The organism is Brevibacillus porteri (assembly GCF_003013475.1).
Lineage (GTDB): Bacteria > Bacillota > Bacilli > Brevibacillales > Brevibacillaceae > Brevibacillus > Brevibacillus porteri.
The window spans coordinates 22,662-43,541 of sequence record NZ_PXZO01000044.1 but is presented as its reverse complement, the minus strand read 5'-3'; the positions used below and the strand labels follow the sequence as shown (position 1 = coordinate 43,541).

General features: G+C 49.5%; 19 protein-coding genes. 6 read left to right on the top strand and 13 right to left on the bottom strand.

What is annotated here, in order from left to right:
- Window positions 1-4 precede the first annotated feature (4 nt).
- Complete coding sequence (locus C7R92_RS22015) at window positions 5-892, bottom strand: LysR family transcriptional regulator (protein WP_106835650.1); 888 nt, start codon at window positions 890-892, stop codon at window positions 5-7.
- 120 nt (window positions 893-1,012) lie between these two features.
- Here C7R92_RS22015 and C7R92_RS22010 point away from each other — a divergent pair, with 120 nt between their 5' ends.
- A complete protein-coding gene (locus tag C7R92_RS22010; RefSeq protein WP_106835649.1) occupies window positions 1,013-1,399 on the top strand; it encodes a rhodanese-like domain-containing protein in 387 nt (128 codons plus the stop codon).
- 55 nt (window positions 1,400-1,454) lie between these two features.
- Here C7R92_RS22010 and C7R92_RS22005 read toward each other — a convergent pair whose 3' ends face one another.
- The 5 genes from C7R92_RS22005 to C7R92_RS21985 all read right to left on the bottom strand — a co-directional run bounded on the left by C7R92_RS22005 (window position 1,455) and on the right by C7R92_RS21985 (window position 8,279).
- The gene (locus C7R92_RS22005; RefSeq protein WP_007718541.1) at window positions 1,455-1,868 is read right to left on the bottom strand and encodes a S1 RNA-binding domain-containing protein; all 414 of its coding nucleotides are present in this window, start codon (window positions 1,866-1,868) and stop codon (window positions 1,455-1,457) included.
- Window positions 1,869-1,995: 127 nt separating this feature from the next.
- Window positions 1,996-3,114, bottom strand: coding sequence for an acetate/propionate family kinase (locus tag C7R92_RS22000; RefSeq protein ID WP_069848947.1), 1,119 nt, complete (start codon window positions 3,112-3,114; stop codon window positions 1,996-1,998).
- A 62-nt stretch (window positions 3,115-3,176) separates the two neighbouring features.
- Complete coding sequence (locus C7R92_RS21995; RefSeq protein ID WP_017251529.1) at window positions 3,177-3,680, bottom strand: VanZ family protein; 504 nt, start codon at window positions 3,678-3,680, stop codon at window positions 3,177-3,179.
- Between the two features lie 110 nt (window positions 3,681-3,790).
- Window positions 3,791-7,039 carry an efflux RND transporter permease subunit gene (locus tag C7R92_RS21990; protein WP_106835648.1) on the bottom strand — a complete coding sequence of 1,083 codons (3,249 nt, stop codon included), beginning with the start codon at window positions 7,037-7,039 and terminating at the stop codon, window positions 3,791-3,793.
- Entirely contained in the window at window positions 7,032-8,279 is a 1,248-nt protein-coding gene (locus C7R92_RS21985) for an efflux RND transporter periplasmic adaptor subunit (RefSeq protein WP_106835647.1), read from the bottom strand. The genes C7R92_RS21990 and C7R92_RS21985 overlap by 8 nt, the downstream gene beginning before the upstream one ends.
- A gap of 265 nt (window positions 8,280-8,544) precedes the next feature.
- Here C7R92_RS21985 and C7R92_RS21980 point away from each other — a divergent pair, with 265 nt between their 5' ends.
- The 3 genes from C7R92_RS21980 to C7R92_RS21970 all read left to right on the top strand — a co-directional run bounded on the left by C7R92_RS21980 (window position 8,545) and on the right by C7R92_RS21970 (window position 10,805).
- Window positions 8,545-9,237, top strand: a complete 693-nt coding sequence (locus C7R92_RS21980; protein WP_106835646.1) for a CoA transferase subunit A — start codon at window positions 8,545-8,547, stop codon at window positions 9,235-9,237.
- A 46-nt stretch (window positions 9,238-9,283) separates the two neighbouring features.
- Window positions 9,284-9,940 (top strand): CoA transferase subunit B, encoded by a 657-nt coding sequence (locus C7R92_RS21975; protein WP_048034676.1) that lies wholly within the window; start codon window positions 9,284-9,286, stop codon window positions 9,938-9,940.
- A gap of 100 nt (window positions 9,941-10,040) precedes the next feature.
- Window positions 10,041-10,805 carry an alpha/beta hydrolase gene (locus C7R92_RS21970; RefSeq protein WP_106835645.1) on the top strand — a complete coding sequence of 255 codons (765 nt, stop codon included), beginning with the start codon at window positions 10,041-10,043 and terminating at the stop codon, window positions 10,803-10,805.
- On the opposite strand, the gene C7R92_RS21965 is transcribed toward C7R92_RS21970, so the two are convergent.
- Window positions 10,783-12,015, bottom strand: coding sequence for an MFS transporter (locus C7R92_RS21965; protein ID WP_106835644.1), 1,233 nt, complete (start codon window positions 12,013-12,015; stop codon window positions 10,783-10,785). The genes C7R92_RS21970 and C7R92_RS21965 overlap by 23 nt on opposite strands.
- A 124-nt stretch (window positions 12,016-12,139) precedes the next feature.
- Here C7R92_RS21965 and C7R92_RS21960 point away from each other — a divergent pair, with 124 nt between their 5' ends.
- Window positions 12,140-13,033, top strand: a complete 894-nt coding sequence (locus tag C7R92_RS21960; RefSeq protein WP_106835643.1) for a LysR family transcriptional regulator — start codon at window positions 12,140-12,142, stop codon at window positions 13,031-13,033.
- 75 nt (window positions 13,034-13,108) lie between these two features.
- Here the strand turns inward: C7R92_RS21960 and purU are convergent, their stop codons facing one another.
- The 5 genes from purU to C7R92_RS21935 form a co-directional block, all read right to left on the bottom strand.
- The gene (gene purU / locus C7R92_RS21955; protein WP_106835642.1) at window positions 13,109-14,005 is read right to left on the bottom strand and encodes a formyltetrahydrofolate deformylase; all 897 of its coding nucleotides are present in this window, start codon (window positions 14,003-14,005) and stop codon (window positions 13,109-13,111) included.
- A gap of 116 nt (window positions 14,006-14,121) precedes the next feature.
- Window positions 14,122-14,802, bottom strand: coding sequence for a TetR/AcrR family transcriptional regulator (locus tag C7R92_RS21950; RefSeq protein ID WP_007728114.1), 681 nt, complete (start codon window positions 14,800-14,802; stop codon window positions 14,122-14,124).
- 17 nt (window positions 14,803-14,819) lie between these two features.
- The gene (locus C7R92_RS21945; protein WP_106835641.1) at window positions 14,820-15,959 is read right to left on the bottom strand and encodes an ABC transporter permease; all 1,140 of its coding nucleotides are present in this window, start codon (window positions 15,957-15,959) and stop codon (window positions 14,820-14,822) included.
- Entirely contained in the window at window positions 15,956-16,714 is a 759-nt protein-coding gene (locus C7R92_RS21940) for an ABC transporter ATP-binding protein (protein WP_106835640.1), read from the bottom strand. The genes C7R92_RS21945 and C7R92_RS21940 overlap by 4 nt, the downstream gene beginning before the upstream one ends.
- Window positions 16,711-17,901: an HlyD family secretion protein gene (locus C7R92_RS21935; RefSeq protein ID WP_106835639.1), complete on the bottom strand. Its 1,191-nt coding sequence runs from the start codon at window positions 17,899-17,901 to the stop codon at window positions 16,711-16,713. Before C7R92_RS21935 ends, C7R92_RS21940 begins: the two co-directional genes overlap by 4 nt.
- A 317-nt stretch (window positions 17,902-18,218) precedes the next feature.
- On the opposite strand from C7R92_RS21935, the gene C7R92_RS21930 reads away from it, so the two are divergent.
- On the top strand, window positions 18,219-18,596 hold the full coding sequence (locus tag C7R92_RS21930) for a VOC family protein (protein ID WP_208636224.1): 378 nt from the start codon (window positions 18,219-18,221) through the stop codon (window positions 18,594-18,596).
- A gap of 66 nt (window positions 18,597-18,662) precedes the next feature.
- On the opposite strand, the gene C7R92_RS21925 is transcribed toward C7R92_RS21930, so the two are convergent.
- Entirely contained in the window at window positions 18,663-20,861 is a 2,199-nt protein-coding gene (locus C7R92_RS21925) for a DNA topoisomerase III (protein WP_106835638.1), read from the bottom strand.
- Between the last annotated feature and the right edge of the window lie 19 nt (window positions 20,862-20,880).

The following is a 20,880-nucleotide window of genomic DNA, read 5'->3' as shown; positions in this document are numbered from 1 at the left end:
CTGCTCACGATTCCTCTCTCTGTGATCTCGTAATCGTATCCACAAGCGTCACCATCGAAGGTGATAGCCATTTCTTTTTATGATAAACAAGCTGAATGGAAAAAGGCGGCTTATCTGACTGAAACGGTATGGCTGTGAGCATCCCTTCTGCGAGCTCTCTCTTGACCGCCATGTGCGGCAGCAAAGCTACACCCAAGCCACAGCGTACACACTGCTTGATGGCTTCCGGATTGCTGAATTGACAGGCGATTCGCTGACTCATCCCAGCCTCTCCAAAGGCCTCCAGCAGCATGCCCCGATACGTACATCCTTCTTCGGTCAATACAAGTGGCTCTCCGCCCAAATCATGGACAGTGAGTGCTGTTGCTGTCGTAAATCGATGGGCGGGTGGCATGACGATCACCAATTCTTCCTCGCGAATAACATGGGTGACTAGCTCAGGGTCTGTACAAGGGCGATCGAAAATGATCCCGATATCGAGATAGCCATCCTTGATCTGTTGTACAATTTCTGCTTCCCCAGCCGTCCGCAATACTAAATCAACCTGAGGATATTGCTGACAAAAAGCCTGCAAATACGGCGGCAGAAAGAACGCCGCCAATGTATCGATCGTTCCAATGGCAATCGGACCTGTCGTCTGTTGCTTAATCACTTCTTTAGATTCCCCATACAGACGAATCAATTCCCGAGCGTACGGCAGCAAGGCTTCTCCTGCTTGCGTCAGTCGCAGCTTGCGTCCGTATCTTTCAAATAGCGGGGCTCCATACGACTGCTCCAGCTTTTGCATTTGTGCCGTTACCGTCGGTTGAGCATAGCCCAGTTCTTCTGCTGCCCGTGTAAAGCTCCCATACCGGGCTACTTCGCGAAAAGTATGTAAATAGACCAGCTCCATCCCGCTTCCTCCCATAGAAATTAGTAATGATGCTCATTAAATAGTATAGATAACTGTGATGATTGCTTCAATGCTATGCTTTGGACATAAACCATCACACGGTACGAGGAGGATTTTGATATGTCCCTTGTTTTGCAAACACCCGCCGCGTCTTCTGAAGTAGCTCGCACTCATTTTCTCGACAAGCTTTCTCTCGAAACAGATGTCGCTGATGTATGGAATGACATCCAAAACCGAGTAGAAGGCTTCTACATCCTGGATGCTCGCAGCGAGAAAGCGTATCGGGACGGTCATATTCCTGGGGCTCTGAATCTCCCCCATTCGCTTATTTCCGCTGAAACGACGGCTATTCTGGACCCGACCAAGCTCATGGTCGTCTACTGCTGGGGTCCCAACTGCAACGGTGCTGCAAAGGCTTGCGTGAAACTGGCCGCTCTCGGCTTTCGAGTAAAAGAGATGCTCGGCGGGATTGAATACTGGGAAAAAGAGGAGAATCCTCTCGAATAGGAAACGCAAAAAAGGACGGGAGCTATATCCCGTCCTTCTTACGTTATCGCAAGGCTTAGTAGCCGCGTTTTGCGTTCTTTTTGTTGATTGTCGCAAGGTTCTCTTCGCTGTGCTTCATCCATTTTTTCATCTTATCTTCGAAAGAAGCTCCGCTTTCTCGTTTTGCATTCCCTCCGCGGTCGCCTCCACGATATCCACCACCACGGCGCTCTTCACGTTCCGGACGCTCAGGCGCTGGGAGTGCTGCGCGAACCGAAAGCGAGATTTTACCTGCATCATCAATGGAGAGTACTTTTACCTTTACTTGTGCCCCCACGGTAAAGTGATCATTGATATCCTTAACAAAACCGTTTGCTACTTGGGAAATGTGGACCAGCCCCTGCTCGGTTTCGCTGACTGCTACGAACATCCCAAACGGTTTAATCGCTGTCACTTTTCCTTCGATGATGCTTCCCACTTGTACTGCCATCCAGTTTGCACTCCTTTTATTTTTTCAGAAAAATGGTGAGAACCTCAAACCAGAAGCCTCATTCTCTTAGTATAGCAGAGAAATTCCAATACTGAAAAGCCTATTCTTTCTAGGCGCATACTCCAAGCTAGTTATGGCCCAGTGCGAATGCATCCATCGCCATTACAAGTTCTTCATTTGTCGGGATTACCATGACTTTTACCGGAGAGTATTTCGTGCTGATGAATGCCTCACCTTTGCTAGTGCGGTTTACCTCACGATCCAGGTTTACCCCGGCAAATTCGAGACCAGAGCATACCAAATCACGCACGGCAGCACTATTCTCTCCAACACCTGCCGTGAAGATAATACCGTCTACGCCATTCAGTCGAGCAAGGTACAGTCCCACATGCTTATGCAGAATAGTGGTAAACAATTCCAGCGCCAACTTGCTACGGAGATGTCCCTCTTCTGCTTTTTTCATAACGTCGCGCAAATCGTTGGATACACCCGATACGCCCATGAGACCGCTATTGTTATTCAGAATCTTAATAGCGCCAGCCGTGTCGGTCTTTTCAATTTCCTCAATATACGGGATGATACCTGGGTCAATGTTTCCGCTGCGCGTACCCATGGACAAACCAGCCAACGGTGTCATCCCCATCGATGTATCATACGATTCACCATTTCTGATCGCTGTGATACTAACCCCACTTCCGATGTGGCAGCTGATCAGACGAAGCTGTTCTTTCGAGCGACCCATCATTTCTGCTGCACGGCCCATTACATAGCGGTGAGACGTTCCATGGAAACCGTATTTGCGAATACCGTATTGCTCGTAGTATTCATAAGGCAGTGCGTACAAATACGAGGATGGTGGCATTGTTTGGTGGAACGCTGTATCAAAAACAGCAACGTGAATCAAATCAGGAAACAGACTTTGAGCAACTTCAATCCCGGTCAAGTTAATGGGGTTATGCAGCGGGGCGAAACGGGACAGATTACGAATTTCTTCTTTTACTTGGTCATTGATAATAACGGACTGCTTAAATGCTTCGCCGCCGTGAACAACACGATGGGAAACGATATCTATCGAATATTGTTTGAGGGATTCAAACACTCCCCGAATAGCATCTTCATATTGGTCACGCTGGATTTGCTCCAAATAATCATGTGCAATCAATGTTTTGGAAGGCATTTCATACAGCTTGTACTTCACTGAAGAACTTCCACAGTTCAGTACAAGGACATTCTTTTTTTCTACCACGATCTAATCCACTCTCCAATCATTCATCACAGCCTTCTCTCCTACTAGGATGGATAGGCTTCCTACATTTTATAACGATATGCTCTCCGTGAATACAGGTAATTGAGAGCAATTATCAACAACATCGTGACAGATCCAGATGCATCGAGCAAAACATCCTGTACCATTCCGGTTCGATCCGGTGTAAACGTCTGGTGCCATTCATCCAAAACAGCCGTCATCACACTGCAAAAAGCGCTCCAGGGCAGTGCTTGCCCAAACGAGAGATGATGCGAAAATACGCGATACCAGCTATAAGCCAAGAGGGCAAAAACAGTAAAGTGTGTCCCTTTTCGTATCAAGAACTCTATAAAACCAGCCGCTCCCTTTTCTTCCAAGCTCACATCCTTGCCTCCGTAAGGAATGGATATGTCGCCTATACGGTCCTGTAAGCTCTGTTCATCTACTAGCTTGTCTATCGTCCCTCGCATGTCTTGCTTGGCGTATGGCTGTGAAGAAGAAATGAACAACCCGAGTAGAATGCCAATCAAAAGCAAGTAATCCCATACTTTTCGATATCGACGCACGTGTTTGCTACCCCCTGCTTTCGATTCTCTCTCCTATCTTACCATGACGTATACCTAGTTAGTCGGTTACAGCTACGTGAACGATTGAAAAAGAAAAACGCCAACCTATTTTAGAGGTTGGCGTCATGTGTAGAAGAAGAAAGTGGCAGGAAGTCCTCTTGTACAGGTACATACTCCCGGGAATCGTGGTTCGAGGCTTCGACTTGCCCTGTTTTTTGTGAGCGAGCCTGTTCCCGTTTTCTTTCTTTGAAATCGCGGCGACGTACTTGGTTGTTTTCCCACCAAATCCGCAAATGACGAGCAAGGATCGGCAAGGACATCTCAGAATGGGCAGACTGTCTTTGAACAGCTGCATGTTGCATACCAGGAAGAAGTGTCATTGTGGCAAAAGCCCCCATTAGAACGCCAAGCAACAATACGCTGGCAAAGGACGCAAACGAATCATTCCCACTCCCCAAGCCCCCAGCTAGTGGAAGGCTGGCTAACGCGATCGCCAAATATATCCCCGCTTGATTAAGCATGGTGCGTTTGGCCCCCAGCTTGATACCGTCCCAAACTCGTTCCTGTTCGGCTTGGGCCTTGTACAGCTCATCCAGCGCAAGAAGTGCCTGCAAAATGATGACGGCAATGACAGCAACCATACCATAGAAGCTCATCACGTTCATCGGTCGATCCAGCCACAGCAATCCCAGCGCAAAGCCTCCAGACAAGACAGGCAAGAGAACGAGGGCAAATAATCCATCACGCGTTCTGCGTTGCAAAAGCAAGCTCATGATAAGTACGAGGGCAATCAGACTGCCAATCGTCAAGAATCGGCTGCTCCAATCAACCTTGTTGAGCTTTTTCTCCTCCAATTTCTTCAGCTCATCGTTGTTATATACCGTGTAGCCTTCGGGTATCGTCACCTTTTCTTGCATGGAATATGGAATGATGTAAGACCATAGCTCAATTCGACTTTGGTCTGAGACGGCACTGCTTACCTTGAAGACATACAGTCCGTCTTCCCGTTGATAAGTGGGCGGTTCGCTGCCGATCGACCAATCTACCAGCTCAGATAACCGCACCGTACCTTGTGATGTTCGAATCAATATATTTTTCACTTGATCCGGATAGTCCATCCACCCGTCAGGGAATCGGATGTGAATCGGTACCTGACGCTCATTCCAATAGACACTGCCAGCTGTTTTTTCTCCCAAATAGCTCTCCAGTTGTCTCTTGATCTCCTCTTGCGTAATCCGGTAACGTGCCAGCATCTCTTGTTTCGGACGAATGTCGATAAAGGTCCCCTCTGCACCTGGACCGATTCGTTCATCTGTTACAAGTTCTCGCCCCTCTTTATCCTTCGCACTCTGTTTTTCCATGAATGCCAATACTTCATTGGCAATGTTCTGCGTCGTTTGCAAGGATGGCCCCATGATCGTCAAGACGAGACGTGTTGCCTTATCTTTATTAATGACCAGCGCAAACGGATCTGTCTGAGGAATATCTCGCAGCTCTTTGTCCAGTACTTTTTCCAGCTCCGAAACTGATTGCGTCCAATCGTATTTGTCCACGAGCTTAAGTTGAAAACTCAGATTTTCTTCGGAAGCAATCGTGTAGACATCTCGGACTTCGTCAATGGCGAGCAAACGCTCCTCGGCTATTTGTGCTGCCCGCATGGCCTCATCGATGCTGCTTCCCTGCACCATTGGCAAAGAAAGCGACTTTTCCCCATAATCAAGCTTGGCGTACGGATCTACAAGAATAAACGACTTGAGCAAAAAGACGAAGACAAGCGAGGCAACCAGTGTGATTCCATAAGGCAAATACCCTTGTTCCACCAGTCGTTCCCAGCGATCTTGAAAAAAACTTGTCACCTTATTGGAGGCCCGTGGTGTTTCCTTCTCTACTCGTTCGGAAGCTTCCAGCCACGTTCCTGTCAGTACAGGTGTGATAAATCCATAGACAAGAATAAGAGCAAACGTCCCCAGCAAAAGAACGGGCCAAGCATCGTACAAGACAACCTTGTCTTCTGCCTTGAGGAAATCAGTGAATACGACACCTGTCCAACAGGCTGCCACTACGACAACCGTGAGTAAAAACGGCTTCATCAACCCCCACGCCATTTGCAAACAACGAACAAACGAGTACGAGGGCAGGCGAGAAAACTGATGAAACAACGCAGAGCCTGCGCCTGTGAACAATAGCGAAAACAACACGAGTGGCCCAAGCGTGGAGAGCGTCAATGGGATTCCCCAAAGCCACATGCCCCCAAGAACACTGCCGACCGCAAGTACGTTTGCAAAAAGCGCAAGTACAGCCCCTGCCCATTGTTTTCGGGTCAGGTACAAAAAGAGCGAACAGATGACAGCAGTTAGTACAGCTAATGCCCCAAGCTGCCTCAATGCAGCGGTGATTGTCTGCGCGTCGTCACGAAACAAATCGAGGCGGTACTTGCCGCCTGAAGCCTGGTTCAACTCGGCAACCGCTTCCTTTACTTGCTTGCTGATTACAGGCAATTGCCCGACATCTGCTGCATACACCGTGATTCCTAATGCAGGCGAGCCTCGATACATCCCGATTTGTTCGCCTTTGCTCCCACGTCGATCACGAATGTCAGCCAACGTATGTAGTGGTACGTATCCTTTATCGGTGGGGATCAAGTGCTTACCCAGATCTTGCAGCCCTTCCGATTTACTCGTCCATTGAATAATGGTTCGATCCTTATCAGCTCCAACAGAGCCTACCTCTTCCCCAACCACATCTGTGGGCAGTTGCGACAAAACATCAGCAGGTGTGAGCCCGTAGGCGAGTAGCATGGACGGTCGGAAAATGATATCTACCTGCTCTTTCAAGGCTTGCTTGTCCATTTCGATGCGAGCGATCCCTGGCAGATTGATCAATTTGTCGTAGACGGTATTTTGGGCAACGTCAGACAAGGTCTGCAAGTCCGTGCCGTACAGTACATAAAAGCCAATTTTGCTGTCTGCCAGATTGCTTTGACTGACGCTCCATTCCTGTACTGGCAGCTGCTTCGTGATTTCTCCCAGCTTCTTTTCCAATCGTTCCTTGTAATCCGAACCGATTTGTTCCGATGTTTTTACAGTAATAACCGCCGACCCCGTCCGAGATTCGGAAGCAATCGTAAGCACACTGCCCAATGAACGTACCGCTTCCTCTACTTTTCTCGCGACTGATTCGTCTACTTCCGCAGAGGAGAGTTTGGGTGCTGAGAGACTAATTGTATATTCAGGCACAGACCGATCCGGAAAAGTCTTGATATCCAGACCGAACCAGGCTCCTACCGCAAGTAGACAGCAAATGACCACCAGAATGCGGGTAAAGGACGGGACAATCGATAAAAGTGTCTTGTTATTCATCGGCCACCTTCACCGCCTCACCATCCACTACATACGACAAGCCTGCCGCAACAATCTGGTCACCAGGCACAAGACCTTCCACTACCTCATAGAAGGTTCCTTGCAAGGCCCCCACTTTGACAAACGTCTTTTCCACTGAGTGTTCATTGATTTTCATGACGTAATATTCTTCATCAGAGACACCGATGCTGCTAACAGGAACGAGCGCAACATTTGACGCTGGCAGCTGATACTGACAAGTGACAGTCATGCCACCTTTCCACGCTACATTCTTGCCGTCTACGGTCACCTCGACTGGATAAGACCCTAAGCTGGTATCCATAACAGGTGAGACAAACGTCACTTTTCCTTCTGCTTCATTGCCGTCCGGAGCTTTCACCTTTACCACTTTACCTGCCTGCCAATGGGCGATTTGCTCCCTTTCTACCTGTAGCTTGACAAGCCAAGAGCTCGTATCGACCATCCGAATGACCTCTGTCCCAGGTCCTGCTTGCTCCGACGCTGTCTTGGAGATCGCAGCTACCACACCTGTAAACGGAGCTTTGATCACCGCATCAGCCGCTTCCTGCTTCGCGCGGCTCAATTGGACATTGGCCTGCTGGACGCTTGCATTCGCTTCTTCGATATCCAGTGGATCGGCGCCCGTCAGCAGGTTGTTGTACGCAACTTGCTCTTCTTCCAGACTCAGCTCGGCCTGTCGCAGTGCCGAGGCCAGCTTGTCTTTTTCATCTTTCGAGATGGCTCCATTCGCATACAGAACCTCCGCTTTGGAGAGCTCGTCGCGAGCTTTTTGCATCTGTTCTCTCGCTTTTTCTACCTGTAGCTTCTTGGTCTGCACCTCATGACTCTCCGGTCCCTTGGCGGCCTTTTCCCGCTTGATTGCAGCACTTGCTACCTGTCCTTGGGCTGCGTGAATTCCTTGCTGCAGGGCCGTTCCATCTAATGTCGCCAACGTCTGCCCCGCCTTGACAGTGGCTCCTTTTTCAACAAGAATGCCTGAAATTTTGCCTGAGGCGCCAAACGATAAAGCCAGCTCCTGACGCGGTGCCACTACACCTGCGACTTCCATCAGTCGCTCATCCTTGCCATTCTCCACCGTATACGCACTTACCGTTTTTACCTTGATGACCGTTTCTTCTTTTGTTCGTTTCAGACTTGAAACATCCTCATTTAGCTTTTCACACCCTACGAGTAGCAGGATCACAACCGTAAGACTTATCCATTTATTCGTATTTTTCATTCCTGCAACCCCACATTTCCCCCTGAATCTTCCTATACTGACAAAGAAACGACGAATATTGACAAAATATATTTTACAGAAAAAAATGGTATAGTTGTACTACTTTTCTGTCATTTTACATTATTTTTTATAATCCAAATGTCTCGTCACTTGTTTGTAACTCGTATCTTGTATGATAGAAGGGCAGGAAAACGGGGCAACTGCATTGCTCCTATTGTTAACGCTTACACAAATCCTTTATTTTTTCATGGTGGGAGTGATCGTCATGGCCAAAATTTACACTTCGTACACGGACATCGTGGCTGATATTCACGATGGTGCCACTTTATTAGTGGGCGGCTTCGGACTGGTAGGAATTCCGGAGAATCTGATTATCGCCCTGCGAGACAAAGCAGTGAAAAACTTGACAGTCGTCTCAAATAATTGTGGGGTAGACGATTGGGGACTCGGTCTCCTTTTACGCGAAAAGCAAATCAAAAAAATGGTCTCCTCTTATGTGGGAGAAAATAAGGAATTCGAACGTCAATTTCTGTCCGGTGAGCTCGAAGTTGAGTTGACACCACAAGGGACGCTGGCGGAGAGAATTCGTGCAGGCGGAGCTGGCATTCCAGCATTCTATACCCCAGCTGGAGTCGGCACACCTATCGCTGAAGGACGGGAAACGCGCGATTTTGCAGGAAAAGAGTACATGCTTGAATATGGCATCACGGGTGATTTCGCACTCATTAAAGCGTGGAAAGCTGACAAAATGGGTAATCTCGTCTTCCGCAAAACAGCCCAAAACTTCAATCCGATGATGGCAGCAGCCGGAAAAATCACCATCGTCGAAGTGGAAGAAATCGTAGAGACAGGTGAACTGGACCCTGAGCATATTCACACACCAAGTGTCTATGTGCAACGTGTGATACAGGCACCCTCGTTCGAAAAACGCATCGAACGACGCACTGTCCGCTCGTAAACAGCAAAAGAGAGAACCGGATTACATTCAAGGGAGGAAAACACAGATGTCGCTTACACGTGAGCAAATCGCCACTCGTGCCGCTGGGGAAATAGAAGATGGCTTTTACGTCAACTTGGGGATTGGAATGCCCACGCTCGTCGCCAACTACATCCCGGAAGGAAAAACGGTCGTTCTGCAATCGGAAAACGGCTTGCTCGGAATTGGCCCTTACCCGACAGAGGAAAACCTCGATCCTGATCTAATCAACGCCGGAAAAGAAACCGTTACGGCTATTCCAGGTGCGGCCTACTTCTCCAGTGCTGAATCGTTTGCGATGATTCGCGGCGGCCATATCGACCTCGCTATTTTGGGGGCGATGGAGGTTTCTGCTGCGGGCGATCTCGCTAACTGGATGATTCCTGGCAAAATGGTCAAGGGCATGGGCGGTGCCATGGATCTCGTCCACGGCGCGAAAAAAATCGTCGTCATCATGGATCATGTCAACAAGCATGGTGAGACTAAAATCTTGAATGAATGTGCCCTGCCGCTTACTGGCAAGAAGGTTGTCAACCGTATCATTACGGACAGAGCTGTCATGGACGTAACACCAGACGGACTTGTCCTCGTCGAAGTAGCAGAAGGCTATACAGCCGAAGATATCCAAGCCTGCACGCAGCCTACTCTACTTATCTCTCCAGAACTGAAAACCATTGGGCTGTAACCTATTTTTCAGGTACAGAACCCCGTTAGTAAAATAGCCGACTTCATCGCAGCCGCGTGAAGTCGCTTTTTCTTTCCTTTTTTTGCTTGTGTGCACACACTTGCGCGGTCGCCTCCTTCTCACCTTTTCGTATATAATATGGATGATCCATCAAATTTCCCAGTATCTGAGAGGAAGAGATTCCATGTCAGGAACAGTCGGTTGCTTACTCATCCATGGATTTGCCGGAGACATCAACGACATACTCCCACTCGCCAAAAAGCTCCGCGAGGCTGGCTATCACGTGGAATGCCCTACCTTGGAGGGTCATGGGACTACTCGTCGTCACATGGCCAAAAGCACCCGCCACGACTGGCTCCGCTCGGCAGAAGAAGGCTACAAGCGACTGGCCATGCGCGCTGACACCATCGTGGTCATCGGATTTTCCATGGGGGGACTGCTCGCCTTTCACTTGACGACGAAATACCCCGTCGCCCTGCTGTTTACCCTCAACACTCCTTATAAATATTGGGATGTCAAAGAGGCGATGCACTATTTGCGTGAGGATTTCTCTACCCACTCCAAACGCTACATACATGGCATCGGCAGAATCCCTTTTAGCAGCATGCTGCAATTTCGCAGGCTGTTGGCAGAAACGAAGCCGCTTTTGTCCAAAATTACGACGCCATACGTCCTACTGCAAGCAAGGCGGGATGATACTGTCCACGCCGTGAGTGCACAAATACTCGCGACCAGTGTGGATGAAGCAGCTTCCCCGCACATTTCTTGGTACGAGAATTCCAATCATATGCTGCTGCATGGTCCTGATAAAGAGGCTGCGATTGCCCACGTCATGGCCACGATCAAGAGACGTTTTCCATCTTGATCAGCTTCGGTCGTCCCAACCAGGCGAGTGCAAGCATAAACAGCACAATAGCAATTCCGATGTACATCACACTCAGTCCTACATGTTCATCCAGCCAAAAGGCAAGGAGCGGCCCCAACGCCGCGCCCAGATCGCTCACGACTGAATATTGTGTCATCCATGCATGGCTGTTGGCCTGTCTCGCTGCTACATCCGCCGCGATTGTATCCAGCACAGTCGTGATAATCGTCGCGGTCAACTGAATGCCGAATAAAATGGCAAACCATATCAAGAGTGCGTTCGTTCCTTGCAGGCGTGTCGTTCCCTGCAACGCAGCAAACAGAAACGAAGCGACAAGCAAAGTCACGATGAACATTTTCGTCCTGCCATGCTTGTCAGACAATGTACCAACTAACGGGGCAGCCCATGGTTCCCATCCCCAGCGTATGCCTTGTACCAGACTCGCAATGACTGCTGCCCCTAACACGACTCCGCCGGCCACAATAAATGGATCGCGCACTTCGACCACTCTACTTAACGTGGAGGTAAATATCCCTTGGTACACCATCGTGACGAGTAGTGCCGTAATCATCGTCATCAGCACCGCTCCCTGATTCCACATACGTTTTCCTGTTACCATCCGATTCACGCCTGTCTGATCCTGACTGCTAAAGGAAGGCCTTATATAGCGAAAAACGAGAATCGCCGCAAACAAGGAAGGCACCGCGAGAGCGATGGAAGCAACAGACAGCCCGTACCAAGAAGCCAGAATTGCTCCGACCAACATACCCCCGAGGCTCCCTAATCGATACAGTCCGTTGTACAAGCCCATGAGCTGCCCGCGATTATGCCCTTCGGAAACAGTCACGATCAAGGAATACGCACCTAGCCTTAAAAATGTCCAAGCCACTCCCCACAAGCATCGCATCACAAGCCACAGCCAAAAGCCTTCCAAGCTGTACGAAAGCGTCGTTAGAAAAGCCAGCCCCACTGCCAAAATCAAACCCGTACGTCCTCCTGAGCGCTCATACCATTTTCCAACAAGGGGCCCGAGTGGTACACGGATGAAGCGGTTTACCGCCAGCAATACCCCTACTTCCCACAACGAAGTTAACCCCGCCTCCTTCCAGAAAAGAGGAAGCACCACATACAGCATCGAATCTCCTATCATACATAATGCTGTCACCAGTGCGACTGCCACGACTTGTGTCTTTCCACTGACCTCTCTCATCTCCTGATCCTTCTCTCTACTCGTTTTCTGTCTTTCTGAGCTATACCTTACGCGCAATCACTCATCATTTCTAATACATCTTTATCTACAACTCATAAACAAAAGTTATGAATCGAGGTACAGAATGAATTTACATGCACTCCGCATTTTTGTAGAAGTAGCGTCACGAGGTAGTGTCACCGAGGCAGCAATCGCACTCTCGATCAGCCAGCCTGCCGTCAGTGCCCAAATCCGCAAGCTCGAAAATGAATGGGGCATGACCTTGCTCGTCCCGGATGGTCGCGGCATTTCTCTCACCTATGAGGGGCGTTTTCTTTTTGAAAAAGCACGTCGTATTTACGACTGGGAACGCGAAATCGAAACACAGCTGACAGAGATGAAGCAAGGAAAGAAAGGAAAGCTCCGCATTGCTTCTACCTTTCTCCCCTCGCATTATCTCGTGCCACAGTGGCTGGCTCAGTACAAGCGCGATTTTGAAGGAGTGGATGTGGAAATTCGCACGCGCAATTCCATGCAATCCATTGAACTGCTTCTTAGCTGTGAGGTCGACGTGGCCGTTATTATCAAGGAATCGTGGGATGAGCTCCCTATCAATCGGCATCATCTGATGGATGTGCCTTATTGGTTTATATTGCCTGCTCACCATCCGCTTGCAGGAAAAAAGATCAGTATGGAGCAGCTCGTGGAGGAGCCGTTTTTGTTGCGGGAACAAGGTAGTTCTACCCGCGATTGGCTTTTTGCTCTCTGTCGCGAGCACGGTGTGAAACGTCCACAGGTCGGTATGCAGTATCACGGTCTGGTCGAATCTATCCACTCCGTCCGGGCGGGATATGGGACGATGCTGGCTCCTGCTCTGGCCGTTAGGGAAATGGTAGAGCGTGGTGAGGTCGGTCGAGTAACCGTGCCAGGCGTAGAGATCAAGCGTCCCCTGTATGTCTGCACGCGTGACGGTGAGACAGATCAGCGGCCTGTTGTGGCTCAGTTTTTGGATTTGCTAAAGCGTGAGAGATCTTCGTGAGTGCAGCCTTCTTCCAGAAAACATGCAAAAAAGAGGCTTTTCCTCCAAGGAATAGCCTCTTCTTATCCGCAATGCTTATGGGAACACAATCGTTTTGTTGCCGTACACCAGCACCCGATCCTCCAGATGCCAACGAACTGCACGCGCCAACACTGTACGCTCTACCTGGCGTCCCAGCTGCTTCAGTGCCTCGACGTCCTCCTGATGCGATACACGTTGAACGTCTTGCTCGATAATCGGCCCTGCGTCCAGCTCTTCTGTGACGTAATGAGCAGTCGCCCCGATCAGCTTCACGCCACGGCGATACGCCTGCTCGTAAGGCTTCGCTCCGACAAAGGCTGGGAGGAAGGAATGGTGGATATTGATAATCCGCATCGCGTAGTCATCCAAAAAGCGCGGAGACAAAATCTGCATGTAGCGAGCCAGAACGATCAGATCAACGCCCTCTGCTGCTGCCAGCTGCGCTTCTTCTGCCTGCGGCTTGTTATCCTTCGTAACGGGGATACAACGATACGGAATACCGAAGGACTCGACAGTCTCCTGCATGTCAGGATGATTGCTGACGACAACCGCGATATCCGCGAACAGCTCCCCGGACTTCCAGCGCCACAAGAGCTCCAAAAGACAGTGATCTTCTTTGGAAACAAACAACGCGACCTTCTTGCGCTTGTTCGCTTCGACCAAGGACCATTCCATGCCAAAGCTCTCGGCTACAGGGATGAATGCTTTCTTGATCTCTTCACAGCGCTCGTCCAGATTAATGAGATCGAATTCAATGCGCATGAAAAACCGGCCTGTTTCCGGATCGGTCGTGTACTGGTCAGATTGAACGATGTTTGCTCCTTGTTGGAACAAGAAGTTCGACACCGCCGCGACGATACCCGCGCGGTCCGGGCAAGAAATCAGCATGCGCGCACGATCTTTGTTTTTCTCTCGATACGCGAGCCATTCTCTCTCTGATAACAATTGCATGGTTTACTCTCCTCCATCATAAAAAACAGCAAAAAGTTGTTTGCAATTATACCATTCCCAGAAGAGATTTCTATACCCAAATCGAGAGAAAAACGTTCACTTATCGATAAAAATTTTTAGATAGAGTGATTTCCAATCCCGTTTAGCAAAATATCTACGGTCAGGGCGATTTGCTCGTCGTCGCTGAACTGTGTAAATTCATCGGTATCCAAAACTTGCCGGAACAAAACGAGGCCGATCATCGAGGACAGGATCGCCCGAAAGACAGCCTGTGTCGGGAGCGGACGCAATTCGCCCACCTCTACCTTTGCCTCGATCAGCTTATTTGCCATCTCCTTCACACCTGTAAAAACTGTAGCGATCAGTGCTTCTCTGATTTCGTCGTGGAAAAAGGCTTCTTGCAGCAAAATGCGAATATGCTTTTCATTCGCCAGCACCAAGTCGATCCGGTTTCGATATAGCTCTGTCACGATTTGGGAGAATGTTTTTTTATTCTGCTCTTTGAAGATCTCACGGACATCCTTCAAAATAAACGGTGCCGCGAATTTGACCAACACAGGTGCTACGACGGCAAGTAAAATATCCTTTTTCGATTTGTAGTGGCGAAAAATCGTTCCCTCTGCCACTCCTGCTTCTTTGGCAATTTCAGAGGTTGAGCTGGCATGAAAGCCTTTTTCGGCGAACAGCTTCACTGATGCACGCAAAATATTGCGCTGCTTCTCCGTCATCTCACTCTCGTCTTTCAACTCTTCTACATATTGCAACAGGCCTTCTACAAATGTTGGCGGCTTGTTCATCACCCATTACGCTCCTCTTATTCGATCTTCTTGCGGAATCGCAGGATCGCGACGGTCAGGATCAAGAGACAAAAGCTGCTCATTCCGACGACATCCTTCCAGAGCGCATCGATGTCCACGCCCTTTAAGAAAATCCCCCGCAAGATTTCCAGAAAATAGGTCAACGGGACGAGCCCGCCTAACCATTGTATCACGAGCGGCATTGAATCGCGCGGGAACATAAAGCCGGAGAGAAGCACGCTGGGCAGGATAAAGGCGAATGCCATTTGCATCGCTTGAAGCTGAGTCTTTGCCACCGTAGAAATGAAAATGCCCAAGAGAAGCGTCGTCACCAAAAACAAGACAGACAACGTCACCAGAAGCGAAATGCTGCCTTTGACCGGAACCCCGAACCAATACGTTCCAACCAATAGCACCAGACAAAACGAAAAGAGACCTACACCTACATAAGGGGTAATTTTGCCGAGCATCAGCTCCAATGGGCGTATCGGAGTCACGATTAACTGCTCCATCGTTCCCCGCTCCTTCTCTCGTACGAGGGAAAATGCCGTCAGAATCATCGTGACGTTTTGCATAATCAAGCCGATCAGGCCGGGAATATTGAAGACAATACTCTCCATATTGGGGTTAAACAGCACGCGTGTATCCAAGCCGAGTGGTTGTTCCAGCTCCCCCAAGCCTTGTTTTTGCAGCTTTATTTCCTGCAACGTGATCGCTTGATGTTGAACGATCAACTGAGCTTGAGAAGTGGCAGTCCGGGCGATATTCGGATCGGAACCATTAATAAGCATCTGCACATCTACCGGCTCGTTGCGATCACGCTTGCGGGTGTAGTCTGGCCCGATAATGAGCGCTACATTTACGGAGCCATCGTCTAACATGGCTTCGATCTCCTCGTAGCCACTTACATGGGCTGCCACCTCGAATACACGTGTATTGACGAACTGATCCACCAGCTCTCGGCTGGCAGCAGAAGGGCTTTGATTCCAGACTGCCATATGGATGTCATTGACGTCTGTGTTGACCGCATATCCGAACAAAAACAACAGCATCAGCGGCATGACCAGTGCAATCGCCAGACTGGGACGATCTCGCTTGATTTGGATGACTTCCTTCTTCACGACAGACCAGTAACGCTCCCAGACAAAATGCCTCATCGGACTCCCTCCTCCGCCGCCTGTCTGGCTTCCTCCTGCCTAACCAAATCAATGAAGACATCCTCCAGATTGCCTACTCCCAAGCGATCAATCAATTCTTGGGGAGTGCCTTCCGCCAGCAGATTGCCAAAAAAGATAAAGCCAATCCAATCGCATGTCTGCGCCTCATCCATGTAGTGTGTGGTCACCAGCACCGTGATCCCCTGTCTCGCCAGCTCATGAATGACGTCCCAAAAAATCCGGCGGGAAACAGGATCGACTCCTGCTGTCGGTTCGTCCAAAATCAACAGCTCCGGCTTGTGCAAAAGAGCGCAGGAGAGCGCGAGGCGTTGCTTCCATCCCCCTGAAAGCGAACCCGCAAGCTGCTTTTCCCTGCCGGTCAAGCCTGCCATCTCAATCAGTTCCGTTTTCCGCTGCTTACGTTCTGCGCTGTTTAATTGATAAACTCCGGCATAAAAATCGAGATTCTCTTCTACTGTCAAATCTTCATACAGGCTGAACTTTTGTGACATATACCCGATCCGTTGCTTGATTTCCTCGCTCTGTGTCATGACGTCGAACCCAAGTACCGTCCCCTTTCCCGTCGTCGGGGTCAACAAACCGCAAAGCATCCGGATTGTGGTCGATTTCCCTGAGCCATTCGGACCCAAAAAACCGTAAATCGAACCTCTCGGAACCGTCAGCGTCAAGCTGTTCACCGCTACTCGCTCTCCGAAACGCTTCGTCAATTGCTCGCATTGGATAGCGGCGTTCATTGGCCTCCCTCCTCGTCTGCCAGCAGCACATCGGCAGGCATGCCAGGTTTGATTTTGTCGAGTCCTTCTGTGATGTGTATCGTAACAGCGAACACAAGCTTGGTGCGTTCATCTGGCGTCTGTACATTTTTCGGCGTGAACTCTGCTTTTTCTGAGATGCGACTGATCGTTCCCGTAAAGGTCTCCTCAGGATAGGCATCCACCTTGATGACAACCTCTTGCCCTTTTTTCACCCGATTCAATTGTGCTTCCGGGATGTACACGACGAGCTCGAGCAGATCTGGCTTCATCATCGTAAACAAGGTAGCGCCTGTTTTGGCTACTTCCCCCTGTTCGATAGAGGAGCGCAAGAGAGTACCATCGTCTGTTGCAGTAATCTTGGACTTTTCCAACTGCAATAAGGCTTGATCCAGTTTCGCTTTTGCCTGCTGCTGGGTGGCGAGCAGTGCCCGAATTGCGTAATCGGTACTTCCTTCCTTCACCTGATCGAGATCCGCCTGCGCTCCGGCTTGCGCGGCTTGTGCTGTACCGATTTGGGCCGCAGCAGCAGCGATGTCTTCTTGTGCAGAACGGTACTGTGCCTGTGTCTGAGCTACTTGTGCCGTCCATTGATCTGCCTGCGTTTTTGCCTGGTTCACTGCTTCTTTTTGCGTGTCGAGGTCTTTGGCAGAGATTGCTCCTTTTTCGAAGAGCGCTGTTGCTTCCTCGAGTCTTTTTTGTTGATACAAAAGGGTCTGCTGCGCCCCCTGCCATTGCGATTCTGCCTGCGTCATCTGCTCAGTCGCTCGTGCTTTTCCTGCTTCCGCCTGATTTTTTCTCGCTTGTGCCAGTTGGATATTCGCATTTGCTTGCTGGACGTTGGCCAAGCTTCTTTGGATCGTCGTGTCGCGTGAACCAGCCCTCGCCTCTTCTAGTCTAGCTGTCGCTTGGTCCAATGCTGCCTGTGCTTCTGCCACAGTAATTTGGTAGCTTCGTTTATCGATTTGGGCTAGCACTTGTCCTTTCTTTACTGCACTTCCCTCTTCTGCCGTAACGTTTGTCACCAATCCGCCTACTTCCGCTACGATCGGCAGCTCGATGGCCTCAATTGTGCCGGACAGAGACGGATGATTTTCGGATGTCCAATTGCAGCCCGACAATGCCAGTAACAGTCCCCCGATACATATAGAGCGAACAACTGGTTTCATAAACGCTTCCCCCTACCTACGTAATAGAGTGAGTAATCACTTTCTTTTTATGAGGAAAAAACAAGCCACAGAAACAAGCTCTAGATGATCTTTTTAATTAGCGAGTGATTACTCACTTTTAATTGTGAGTATATGCTCCTCTTTTACGAAATGCAATTCCTTTTTCTAGAATGCGCAATCGAAAAGAAACCCTGTCTGATTATTCATGCTATGATGAAGACAAGTCCGTTGGCATCGTGTATCAGATACCGTCGGGATGGAAAGGATTAGGAGCGTCGGGTTTTTAACTACCATGTAGGGAGTGGAAAATGGCTATGATGATTAGCAAAGTCGGTCAAATCATGCTGTATGTCAATAACCAGGATCAAGCAGTGAGCTTTTGGACAGAAAAACTAGGGTTTCGTGTTGTTTCAGAAGAGAAGAACGGTGAAATGAGATGGATTGAAATTGCTCCCGCACAAGGCGCTGAAACAAGCATCGTTCTGCACAATAAAGAATGGGTTGCGAAAATGTCGCCCGGAATGAATCTTGGCACTCCTTCGCTTCTGCTCTTTTCGGAAAATATCGAGGAATTGCGTAACGACCTCATGAATAAAAGTGTGAAGGTTGGAGACATTGTTACGATGCCTTCGGGCCGCGTCTTTAACTTCGCAGACGATGAAGAAAATTACTTTGCTGTGCTGGAGAAAAAGTAAATATAATGAGGCGGCTGACAGGAATAGTCGGCCGCCTTTTGTTTCATGCTTTTGTTTCATGCCTTTTTAATCGAACTTTAATTTGGACAGGGCGTCTTTCAACGCTGAGTTGATTCCTTCGTCCTGTTCCTTGTCTTGCCCCTTCAAATACTTGGTTACTTCTTTCTTCGAAACCTTGCTGCCCTTTTCCTTATCGCGACGCTCCTGGAAGGTCTTCAGTTTCTCCTTGTGCCCACAACCGCAGACAAAGGTTTGTCCTTCCCCTTCTCCGCGCAGCTCCAATCTTTTGTGGCATTTTGGACATCTGGCATTGGTCTGCTTGGCAATGCTTTTGCGATAGCCGCATTCCCGATCCTGGCACACCTGCATTTTGCCGCGCTTTCCGTTTACCTCCAGCAAAAACTTATTGCACTCCGGGCACCTGCTTCTGGTCAGGTTGTCGTGCCGGAAAGTCTGATCGCTGTTCTTGATCTGTTGGACGACTTCTTTGGCGTACGATTTCATCTCTTCGATAAACGCTCGCTTGTTCAAGCTTCCCTTGGCGATGGCACCGAGCTTTTGCTCCCATTGGGCGGTCAAGGTCGGCGACTGCATTTCATCTGGGACGAGCTCTAGCAATTGCTTAGCTTTTGCGGTGACAAAAAGATGCTTGCCGCGCTTTTCTAGCAAAAAGCTGTTGAACAGCTTCTCGATCACATCCGCGCGAGTGGCTACCGTACCCAGTCCGCCCGTTTCCCCAATCGTTTTGATCAAATCCTTGCTCTCGTTCGCCATGTATTTCGCCGGGTTTTCCATCGCAGACAGCAGACTCGCTTCTGTGAAAGGCTCTGGCGGCTTCGTTTCGCCCTTAGTCTGGGATATCGACTGGATGTGCAGGCGATCTCCTTTGGCTAGAGAAGGCAGAATCTGTTCCTTTACGTCATCCTTCGCATCGTCTTCTTCTACATCGTGGTCATACGCCTCTCTCCAGCCTTGGGAGAGCACGGTTTTTCCTTTTGCCAGGAACGTTTCATTCCCGATTTTCGTCTGGATGGTCGTTTGCTCGTATTCGAAGGCAGGCAGCAGAACAGCCAGGAAGCGTTTCACGATGAGGTCAAAAATCTTGCGCTCCTTATCGCTCAAATCACCGAGAAAAACAGCTTGCTCTGTCGGGATGATCGCATGATGGTCTGATACTTTGCTGTCATCCACGAACGATTTGTTCGCTTTGATCGGCGCACGCAGGATTCTGGCAGCGAGAGGCGCATATGGCTTCATTTGGACAGCCTTGATTCGATCCGGCAGCGTCTCGACGATATCAGCAGAGAGATAACGAGAGTCCGTTCGTGGATACGTCACGGCCTTGTGATGCTCATATAGCCCTTGCATGATAGACAGCGTCTGCTTTGGTGAGTAGCCAAACATCCGGTTGGCATCCCGTTGCAGCTCCGTCAAATCGTACAGCTGTGGAGCATACGTCTTTTTGTGTGCACGAGTAATCTCGATGACTTTTGCGCTTTTCTCTTGTTTGAGCGAAGCTGTGAGCTGATCCGCTTTCTCCTTGGAAAACGTTTTGACATCCTTCGTTTGCTGATCTTGCCATTGGAGCTGAATCGGACCTTGAGCCACCGCAGACAGCCCGTAAAATGGCTTGGGTGTAAAGCGACGAATCTCCTCTTCTCGCGATGCCACAATAGCGAGTGTTGGCGTCTGGACTCGACCGCATGAGAGCTGTGCGTTATGCTTGCACGTCAAAGCGCGGGTGGCATTGATTCCTACGAGCCAGTCTGCTTCTGCACGAGCAGCGGCGGAGGCAAACAAGTTTTCATAGTTTTTGCCGTCCTTTAGATTGCGGAAGCCTTCACGGATCGCCTTATCTGTCACCGAGGAAATCCACAAACGCTTGATTGGTTTATTCACGTGAACCAGCTCGAGAATCCACCGGGCAACGAGCTCTCCTTCACGCCCTGCATCCGTCGCAATGACGATCTGCCCGACATCGTTGCGACGCAATTGTTGTTTGACGACTTGGAATTGCTTGTTGCTTTCCTTGATCACGACCAAGCGCAATGGGGAGGGCATAATCGGCAAATCCTCGATTCGCCACGAGCTGAATTGCTGCCCGTACGCTTCAGGATCAGCGAGAGTGACCAAATGCCCAAGCGCCCACGTTACGATATATTTATCTCCTTCAAAAAAGCCGTTTCCTTTTTTGTGACACTGCAATACTTTCGCAATGTCGCGTCCAACCGAAGGCTTTTCTGCCAGTACAACTGTTTTACTCATGTACGACATCCTTTCAAAC